This window comes from Prevotella micans F0438 (assembly GCF_000243035.1).
Taxonomy (GTDB): domain Bacteria; phylum Bacteroidota; class Bacteroidia; order Bacteroidales; family Bacteroidaceae; genus Prevotella; species Prevotella micans.
The window spans coordinates 153399-161794 of sequence record NZ_JH594521.1; the positions used below are offsets into that span (position 1 = coordinate 153399).

The 8396-nt window shown below is 39.2% G+C and carries 8 protein-coding genes and 1 pseudogene; all 9 read left to right on the forward strand.

Going from position 1 to position 8396, the window contains the following annotated elements; genetic code table 11:
* The first annotated feature begins 6 nt into the window (after positions 1 to 6).
* Positions 7 to 1218, forward strand: coding sequence for a bifunctional 3,4-dihydroxy-2-butanone-4-phosphate synthase/GTP cyclohydrolase II (locus HMPREF9140_RS00575; protein WP_006951014.1), 1212 nt, complete (start codon positions 7 to 9; stop codon positions 1216 to 1218).
* Positions 1219 to 1489: 271 nt separating this feature from the next.
* The gene (locus HMPREF9140_RS00580; protein WP_006951016.1) at positions 1490 to 2329 is read left to right on the forward strand and encodes a MotA/TolQ/ExbB proton channel family protein; all 840 of its coding nucleotides are present in this window, start codon (positions 1490 to 1492) and stop codon (positions 2327 to 2329) included.
* A 32-nt stretch (positions 2330 to 2361) separates the two neighbouring features.
* Positions 2362 to 3018 (forward strand): ExbD/TolR family protein, encoded by a 657-nt coding sequence (locus HMPREF9140_RS00585; RefSeq protein ID WP_006951020.1) that lies wholly within the window; start codon positions 2362 to 2364, stop codon positions 3016 to 3018.
* Positions 3019 to 3693 carry an ExbD/TolR family protein gene (locus tag HMPREF9140_RS00590; protein WP_018572359.1) on the forward strand — a complete coding sequence of 225 codons (675 nt, stop codon included), beginning with the start codon at positions 3019 to 3021 and terminating at the stop codon, positions 3691 to 3693.
* 35 nt (positions 3694 to 3728) lie between these two features.
* Complete coding sequence (locus tag HMPREF9140_RS00595; RefSeq protein ID WP_006951024.1) at positions 3729 to 4616, forward strand: energy transducer TonB; 888 nt, start codon at positions 3729 to 3731, stop codon at positions 4614 to 4616.
* Between the two features lie 6 nt (positions 4617 to 4622).
* Positions 4623 to 5585 carry a PstS family phosphate ABC transporter substrate-binding protein gene (locus HMPREF9140_RS00600; RefSeq protein ID WP_006951025.1) on the forward strand — a complete coding sequence of 321 codons (963 nt, stop codon included), beginning with the start codon at positions 4623 to 4625 and terminating at the stop codon, positions 5583 to 5585.
* Positions 5586 to 5664: 79 nt separating this feature from the next.
* Positions 5665 to 7080 carry a tetratricopeptide repeat protein gene (locus tag HMPREF9140_RS00605; protein WP_006951027.1) on the forward strand — a complete coding sequence of 472 codons (1416 nt, stop codon included), beginning with the start codon at positions 5665 to 5667 and terminating at the stop codon, positions 7078 to 7080.
* A gap of 553 nt (positions 7081 to 7633) precedes the next feature.
* Positions 7634 to 7930 carry a hypothetical protein gene (locus HMPREF9140_RS00610; protein ID WP_006951029.1) on the forward strand — a complete coding sequence of 99 codons (297 nt, stop codon included), beginning with the start codon at positions 7634 to 7636 and terminating at the stop codon, positions 7928 to 7930.
* Positions 7927 to 8396 (forward strand): annotated as a pseudogene (locus HMPREF9140_RS00615) (transposase); the annotation flags it as partial. The gene HMPREF9140_RS00610 and the pseudogene HMPREF9140_RS00615, both read left to right, overlap by 4 nt.

Consider the following 8396-nt stretch of genomic DNA (forward strand, 5'->3'; position numbering starts at 1 on the left):
TATATAATGGAGAACTTTAAACTTAATAGTATAGAAGAAGCTATTGAAGATTTCAAGGAAGGAAAATTCGTAATAGTAGTTGATGATGAGGATCGAGAAAATGAAGGCGACCTCATTATGGCAGCAGAAAAAATCACTCCGGAAAAGGTTAACTTCTTGCTTAAAAATGCACGTGGAGTACTTTGCGTTCCAATAACAATATCTCGTGCGAAAGAACTTGATTTGCCTCATCAGGTATCAGATAATACCTCTGTACTTGGAACACCGTTCACTGTTACTGTCGATAAACTGGAGGGATGTACTACAGGGGTATCGATTCATGATCGTGCAGCCACAATAAAAGCTCTTGCTGATCCTGCATCTACTCCCCGCACTTTCGGACGTCCTGGTCATATTAACCCTCTTTATGCCCAGGACAATGGGGTGCTGAGACGTTCTGGACATACGGAAGCCGCCATAGATCTTTGTAGGCTTGCAGGATGTTATCCTGCTGGCGTATTAATGGAAATCATGAACGATGATGGGACAATGGCTCGTATGCCAGATCTTCAGAAAAGAGCCCAAGAATGGGGATTTAAAATCATAAGTATTAGAGATATAATAGCATATCGTTTGTCTAATGAAACTAGTATAGAAGTTGGTGAAGAGGTTGATATGCCGACCGAATATGGTGACTTTCACTTAATACCTTTTCGGCAAAGTAGCAATGGATTAGAGCATATGGCGCTGATTAAAGGTGTTTGGAGAAAAGATGAACCTGTTTTAGTTAGAGTGCACTCTTCATGTGCAACGGGAGATATATTAGGAAGTCGTAAATGCGATTGTGGAGAACAACTTTATAAGGCAATGCAAGCTATAGAAAAGGAAGGTAAAGGTGTTGTTATCTATATGCAGCAAGAAGGCCGAGGTATAGGCTTAATGAATAAGATAGCAGCATATAAATTACAACAGGATGAAGGTTTGGATACAGTAGATGCAAATCTGCATTTAGGATTTAAACCAGATGAACGTGATTATGGTTGTGGTGCTCAGATGTTAAGGTATTTGGGTGTACATAAAATGCGCTTGATGACTAATAATCCAACAAAAAGGGTTGGTTTAGAAGCATATGGGTTAGAAATAACCGAAAATATACCGATAGAAATAACGCCAAATAAATATGATTACCGTTATCTGAAAACTAAAAAGGAGAGGATGGGACATGATCTGCATTTGTAGATATAATGTTTGCTATAATTTTCCAAGTCTTTAATGTAACTTCATTACATATAATAGTAACCTATAATTTTATAAGTTTAGGGATAAAGATTTACTTGCGGTTAAAAGCTGTTAATCGCATTATTGCTTATCCCTTAATTGTTATCTTTGCGCAAAATGTGGAATAATACCATATTGAGGTGGTCTTTAGTGACTATTTAAAAGCTTTATAATCAAGAGTATATTAACAATTCAATTCATTAATAACTGAAATTTAAAATTTTATCAAATTATGGCAACTACACAGCAAAAAATGGCCCAGCAGAAAAAAGCAGAGGGTTTTACAGGAGTTAGAGGTGCGTTTTGGATTATTGTCGTTTGTGCTATAGTCGCATTCGCTCTATTCTACACTTGGTTTGGAAATGATATGCACTTCCAAGATCCAGGAACAAAAGAAAATCCTGCTGATGTATGGGGAACAATATTTAAAGGAGGGGTCGTGGTTCCAGTCATCCATGCTCTACTACTTACAGTACTTGCTATGTCTATTGAGCGTTGGTTAGCTTTGAAGACAGCTTTCGGTAAAGGAGCTCTTCCCAGATTTGTTGCAAATATCAAAGCTGCCCTTAATAGTAATGACCTTGCTAAAGCTAACCAACTTTGCGATCAGCAAAAAGGTTCTGTAGCTAATGTGGTTAAAGCTTCTTTGAATGCATATAAAGATATGGAAACAGGAGCTAATGTTAATCTTAAGAAGTCGCAGAAAGTAGTGAAGATTCAGCAGGCACATGAGGAAGCTACTCAATTAGAAATGCCTACATTAACAATGAATCTACCTATTATTGCAACTATTGTGACATTGGGTACTCTAACAGGACTACTGGGTACTGTAACAGGTATGATCAAGTCTTTCTCTGCTCTGTCTGCAGGTGGTGGTGCTGATTCCGCTGCACTTTCACAAGGTATTTCAGAGGCTCTTATCAATACAGCGTTCGGTATTGCAACTTCGTGGTTTGCAGTGGTTTCTTACAACTACTTCTCAAACAAGGTTGATAAACTTACTTATGCCCTTGACGAGGTTGGTTATTCTATCGCTCAGACATACGAAGTAAATCATACAGAAGAAGCTTAATTTTTTGCTAACCCTTTAAATATATTATCGCTATGGGTAAAGTAAAAATTAAGAAAAGTGATGTTTGGATAGACATGACACCGATGTCGGATGTTATGACTTTGTTGCTTACTTTTTTTATGCTTACTTCTACTTTTGTAAAAAGTGAGCCAGTGAAAGTAAATACTCCAGGGTCTGTGTCTGATATGAAAGTGCCTGAAAATGGAGTCCTAACAATACTAGTTAGCCCTCAGAAAGGTGCTAATGGAAAACCTACTGGGGAAGGTCAGGTGTTTATGAGTTATGATAACACTAAAGAGCTTGGGGACATTGTTGATATGATGACGACATTAACTCCGGCTCAAAAAAGGACTTTCACCGCTGAGGCAACATTTGGTGTCCCATTAGATAAATTACCGACTTTCTTGTCTAAGTCTGCGGCTGTTCGTAACAAAGAACTTCCGACGATGGGTATTCCTCTAGACAGTATAAAAGGACAGGAGATGACGGAATTTCAGAAATGGATAAATGCAGCACGTCAGGTTAATCCCAAGGTAAGATTAGCAATAAAATCCGATGCTGATACTCCTTATGGTACGATTAAAAAAGTAATGAGTGAACTCCAAGATATGGATGAGAGTCATTACTATATGATTACACAATTAGATACAAAAAAAGCTGTCCAGGCTGCTAATCAGGAGGTTAAGTAAATGGCAAAAGAAGTAAAAAGTAAACAGAAGAAGATGAATGTCCGTGTGGACTTCACTCCTATGGTTGACATGCTGATGTTGCTAATCACTTTCTTCATGTTATGTACAACTTTGAGTAAGCCTTCTACGATGGAACTTACTATGCCGAGTAATGACAAGACTACAGATGAAACGAAAAAGAATGAAGCAAAAGATTCCCATTCTATTTCTATTTACATTGCTGAAGGCGATAAGATTTTCTATGGTGAAGGTAAACAACAATATGATAATCCTGCATGGTTGAAACCTGCTGATTGGAGTAATACTAAAAATGGGATTCGTTATGTTCTTCAACATAAGCAAGTTGGCGATCCTTCTACAGGAGAACCCATAACACTTCCTTATCAGGATATGAATATTGCAATGAAAGAACTTCAACGTAAAAGGGCGGCAAACCCCTCTGCTTATCCAGATAGTATTTATCAGTCAGAGATTACGGCTATAAAAATGGGTACAGTTAATGGTAAGAAAATACCTACAATGACTGTAATTATTAAGCCAACTGATAAAGCTTCATACCGTCATCTTGTAGATATTCTAGATGAGATGCAGATATCATATGTTGGAACTTATGTTATTGATAAGCTAAACGAGCAGGATAAAGCCCTCTTAGCCAAGAAAGGTGTAACTGCTTAATCCATGATGATTGTAACAATTAAAGAAAAAGAACAATGGCAAAAATAGATCTATACGATCCTAAGTGGATCGATATGGTGTTCGCTGGTAAAAATAAAGAATATGGAGCTTATAAACTTCGTCGTTCTGTTTCTCAGCGAAACATTAAATCATTGACGATTCTGTTAGTTGCGGCATTCCTTGGAGGAGGATATTTGGCTTATCAGATAAAAAGACATAATGATGAGCTAGCGGCACAAGCAGAGTATGCAGCTAAGATGGAACTTGCTGCTCTTGAAAGGGCAAAAAAGGAACAAGAAGAGCGTAAGAAGAATCAACAGAAACAAGAGCCCAAAAAGGAAGAGCCTGAAAAGGTTGTTCCTGAGACTCGTGCAACTGTAAAGTTCACCGCACCGGTTATTAAGGACGATAAGGATGTTAAGGAAGAAATGCCTCCTATGGTCAAAATGAATAAAGAGACCAAGGCTGTTGGATTAGAAACAAAAGAAGGTACTGATGACCGTTCTGATTTTGCTAATAGAACTACAATTGTAACGCCTGATCAGATTCCTCCGAAGATAGAAAAACCTAAAGAAGAAGCTCCAAAGATTGAGGCACCTAAAGAAGAAGTAGAGAATAAAATCTTTACTGTTGCCGAACAGATGCCATCTTTCAAAGGAAATGTTCAAGCTTGGTTAAAATCTCATCTTAGTTATCCTCCGGTTGCAGCCGATAATGGTATTGAGGGTAAAGTTATTGTTAAGTTTGTTGTTGGTCGAGACGGTAGCGTAAGTCAAGCCCAAGTTGTACGTGGTATCGATCCGGCTCTTGACCGTGAAGCATTGCGTGTCGTTAATATTATGCCTAAGTGGAATCCTGGTATGAATAATGGACAACCGGCCAATGTATGGTTCACACTTCCTGTGACTTTCAGACTTGAGTAATATAATATGAATAAAACAACATTCTACTTAACAGTAGGATTGATGCTGTCACTTACTTTTCTCTATTCATGTGGAAAGAGAAAAGCTAAGGATGGCAGAACAGATACACCGACGTCAGGGACGATTAAATTCGCCTCTGACGAAAGTTTTAGCCCCATTATAGAAGAGGAGATACAGACATATCAATATCGCTTTCCGCACACTCATCTACTACCAATATATACGGATGATAACACAGGAATGCAATTATTACTTGATCAGAAAGTTAATCTTTTCTTCACCTCCCATGTTTTGAAGAAAGGAGAAGATGCCCTTTTGCGTACAAAAGGGCCGATACCATCAGTATTTCCAATAGCCTATGATGGAGTTGCTTTTATTGTTAATCGTAGTAATGTTGATACATGTATTACGGTTAATGATATAAAACGATTACTCAAGGGAGAGGTGACTCGTTGGGAACAGATATTCTCCAAGTCAGATAAAGGAGACATAGAGGTTGTTTTTGATAATAAAGCTTCAGCCACTCTTCACTATGTTGTAGACTCTATTTTAGAGGGAAAAAATATAAAGAGTAACAATATTGTTGCAGCAAAGAACAGTAAGGCTGTAATAGATTATGTAGATAAGACCCCGAATGCTATTGGTGTTATCGGCTCTAATTGGTTGAATGATCGTAGAGACACTACCAATACCACTTTTAAGAAGAATATAAAGGTAATGTCTATATCCAGTGCAACCATCGCATCTCCGAGTAATAGCTGGCAGCCTTATCAAGCCTATCTTTTGGATGGAAGATACCCGTTTGTCAGAACGATATATGCTATTGTTGCCGATCCTCATAAAGCTCTTCCATGGGCTTTTGCTAATTTCATAACAGGTCCTGTTGGACAAATGATAATTTTTAAGGCAGGACTTTTGCCGTATAGAGGGGAAATAAATATTCGAGAAGTAAAGGTTAAGACGAAGTAGACCTACGTTTAATGCAAGTCGTGCATTATCAGATAAAATATATAATAACAAAGGAATTTTGATTTAAAGAAGAAGGATTATGAAAACTATTAAATATCTCATAGCAAGTGCCATGATGCTGGGATTGTCAACATCTGTAATGGCGCAGGATAATGGATATAAAGCCGCACTCAAGCCGATTATAAGTGCTTTAGAGGCTGCTCCAGACAATCCGTTGGCAGGTAAAGATCTTATAAAGAATTATCAGAAACAGTATAAAAAAGATGAAGCTGCTCTTGTGGCCTTAGGAAATGTTTTTCTTGCTCAGCATGATTTTGCCCGTGCAACGGAGATGGCAAATCTCGTTACAAATAATAAACGAATGAATGGCAGTCTTGCTTACTTGCTACTTGGAGATATTGCCGCGCTGAAGGATAGTATTGGTAATGCCGGTACAGCAGCAACTCAATATCAGCTAGCTATTGACCTAGACCCACGAAATTATGCAGCTTACGAACGTTATGCGAGAGTTTACAGACGCGTAAACCCCAAGCTCGCAATTGATAAATTGCAAGAGCTCCGTACTGTAAATCCAAAATATCCGGTTGAGGCAACTGCGGCAGAGATTATGCTTAAAGATGGAAAATATGCCGAAGCTATTGAATGGTATGACAAAGGCAATCGTGATTATTTCACGGAAGACAACTTTTACAACTATGGCTTTGTTTGCTACATCAATAGGAAGTATACAAAAGCAATGGAGGTTGTGCAAGCTGGGTTACAGAAATTCCCAGGCAGTGAATATATCAGCCGAATAGGCCTTATGGCTGCTGTTGAGAAGGAAGATTATACAGACGCATTGAACTTTGCGAAGGTTGTTTTTGCCGGAAGCGGAAAAAAAGTCTCTAATGACTATGTTGTCTATGCCAGGGCGCTGCTCGGTAACAAGCAGTATGATGAGGCGCTCGCAAACCTCAATAAAGCCATGGAGATGGATAACAACAACTTCAATATTCTGAAAGTTTTGGCCGAGGTCTATTTTGATAAAGGAGACCAAGACAAGGCTCTCGAGTACGAGCAGGAATATCTTGCTAAGAATTCCAAGGCTACTTCAGCTGACTGGGCACGACTTGCACAAACATATATAGCTAAGGCCGAGAAGATTGAAGATACAGCCGAGAGAAATTCTGTATACTCCAAGGCTATGGATGTTTATGAAAGTATGATAGCTAAATTCCCGTCAATATCCGATTGGATTTGGTTGAATCAAGCTAATGTTGCAAACATGATGAACGACCCGGATAAGGTTGTCGAGCTTTACATCAAGGTAGCTGCCTATGAAGAAGCGAAGACAGAACTTGATGATGAATCTAAGAGCTATCTAGAGTCCGTTTATTATGGACTGGGTTACTATAACTCCAAGAAAGGGAATAAGCAGCTTGCAAATGAATATTACAATAAGGTGCTGAAAATAAACCCCGACAATCAGAATGCAAAGCAAGCATTAGGTCTCTAAACTCGTTTAGAGAGTATTGATATAAGTTAGGAACGACAGTTGCTTTTTATACAACTGTCGTTCTTGATTTATTAAGGTAGAAATCTATCCTTAGTGGTCTATTCAACGGTAAGTAACGCTGTTAGTTAAGGCCATACTATAAGGATGGAGTTTCGGATGACGAGGCACATCTTTCCAAGATTAATTTGCCAGAAAGGACTGAATGATATACCTTTGCCGCCATGAGTAACAAACCCTTCTTTTATTATAGCAATAATACGGCGCGAGAGAATTCCATTTCTCCCGTGTTTTTTAACACTATATTCTTGCAGGGTTCAGAAAAAGTGCTAACACACACACACACACACACACACACACACACACAGGCACCTAGCCTCTAACAATACAAAATTTTCTTTCGCTTACGCGCGCGCGAAGCGTGCCGTAACTCCTATAAACAAAGGGCTCGTAAGGGTTCCCTTTGTTTGCTTTTTCGTGCCCTTTTGCCAAGCTGCGCAAGAGGGAAATAACGACGATTATTCAGGTTAAACATTCAACAATAAAAGAGATAAATATGAAGAAACTTTTATCATTGCTTTTCTGCCTGATGGCAGTACATGTGAGCACGGCACAAACAGCCGACTTCTCCGTCCCCAACAGCGACGGCGTAACGCTCTACTACAATATAACGGACGCAACACAGCACACCGTCGAGGTAACCAACTACTACGGACAGGTGGCACTAGCCTCTTTAGGAGGAACGGTATCTTGGGGTTCTTATATAAGATATACCACTCCTGTACTGAGACCTCTGCAAAACTCCTCCTATAATTTGTCTTTCTTAAATATTTTTTGTACCTTTATGGTATGAAACAAAAGTTATCCTCTCCAAGTTTTGCTGACCTATTCCTTGGGCAAAGAAAGGTCAAGCAGACATTCTTTTCACAAATAAACACAGTCATTGATTGGGCACCTATTCGTGCTATAATAGAAGTGGCTTATACAAAAGGCTATAAGTCTACCGGCCGGCCCGGCTATGACAGCCTTGTTTTATTCAAGATTGAATTACTCCGCACCTGGTATGGTCTGAGTGACGGAGAAGTTGAAGAACAGGTTAACGACCGCCTGTCTTTTAGTCGCTTTGCAGGTCTTGGCATGGAAGATATCGTCCCTGACAGTACTACCGTGTGCCGTTTTCGCAACATTCTTGTTGAAGCGGATTTGTATGATACGCTTCTTGAGGAGTTTAAATCGGCAATTGGAAGCTAAAGGAATCATTGTAAAGCGTGGCGCCATTATTGATGCCAGCATTACGAATACGCCCCGTCGTCCCCCGC

Coding starts and splice junctions, on each gene's coding strand:
- HMPREF9140_RS00575 (WP_006951014.1), top strand. CDS start 7: ATGGAGAACTTTAAACTTAATAGTATAGAAGAAGCTATTGAAGATTTC.
- HMPREF9140_RS00580 (WP_006951016.1), top strand. CDS start 1,490: ATGGCAACTACACAGCAAAAAATGGCCCAGCAGAAAAAAGCAGAGGGT.
- HMPREF9140_RS00585 (WP_006951020.1), top strand. CDS start 2,362: ATGGGTAAAGTAAAAATTAAGAAAAGTGATGTTTGGATAGACATGACA.
- HMPREF9140_RS00590 (WP_018572359.1), top strand. CDS start 3,019: ATGGCAAAAGAAGTAAAAAGTAAACAGAAGAAGATGAATGTCCGTGTG.
- HMPREF9140_RS00595 (WP_006951024.1), top strand. CDS start 3,729: ATGGCAAAAATAGATCTATACGATCCTAAGTGGATCGATATGGTGTTC.
- HMPREF9140_RS00600 (WP_006951025.1), top strand. CDS start 4,623: ATGAATAAAACAACATTCTACTTAACAGTAGGATTGATGCTGTCACTT.
- HMPREF9140_RS00605 (WP_006951027.1), top strand. CDS start 5,665: ATGAAAACTATTAAATATCTCATAGCAAGTGCCATGATGCTGGGATTG.
- HMPREF9140_RS00610 (WP_006951029.1), top strand. CDS start 7,634: ATGAAGAAACTTTTATCATTGCTTTTCTGCCTGATGGCAGTACATGTG.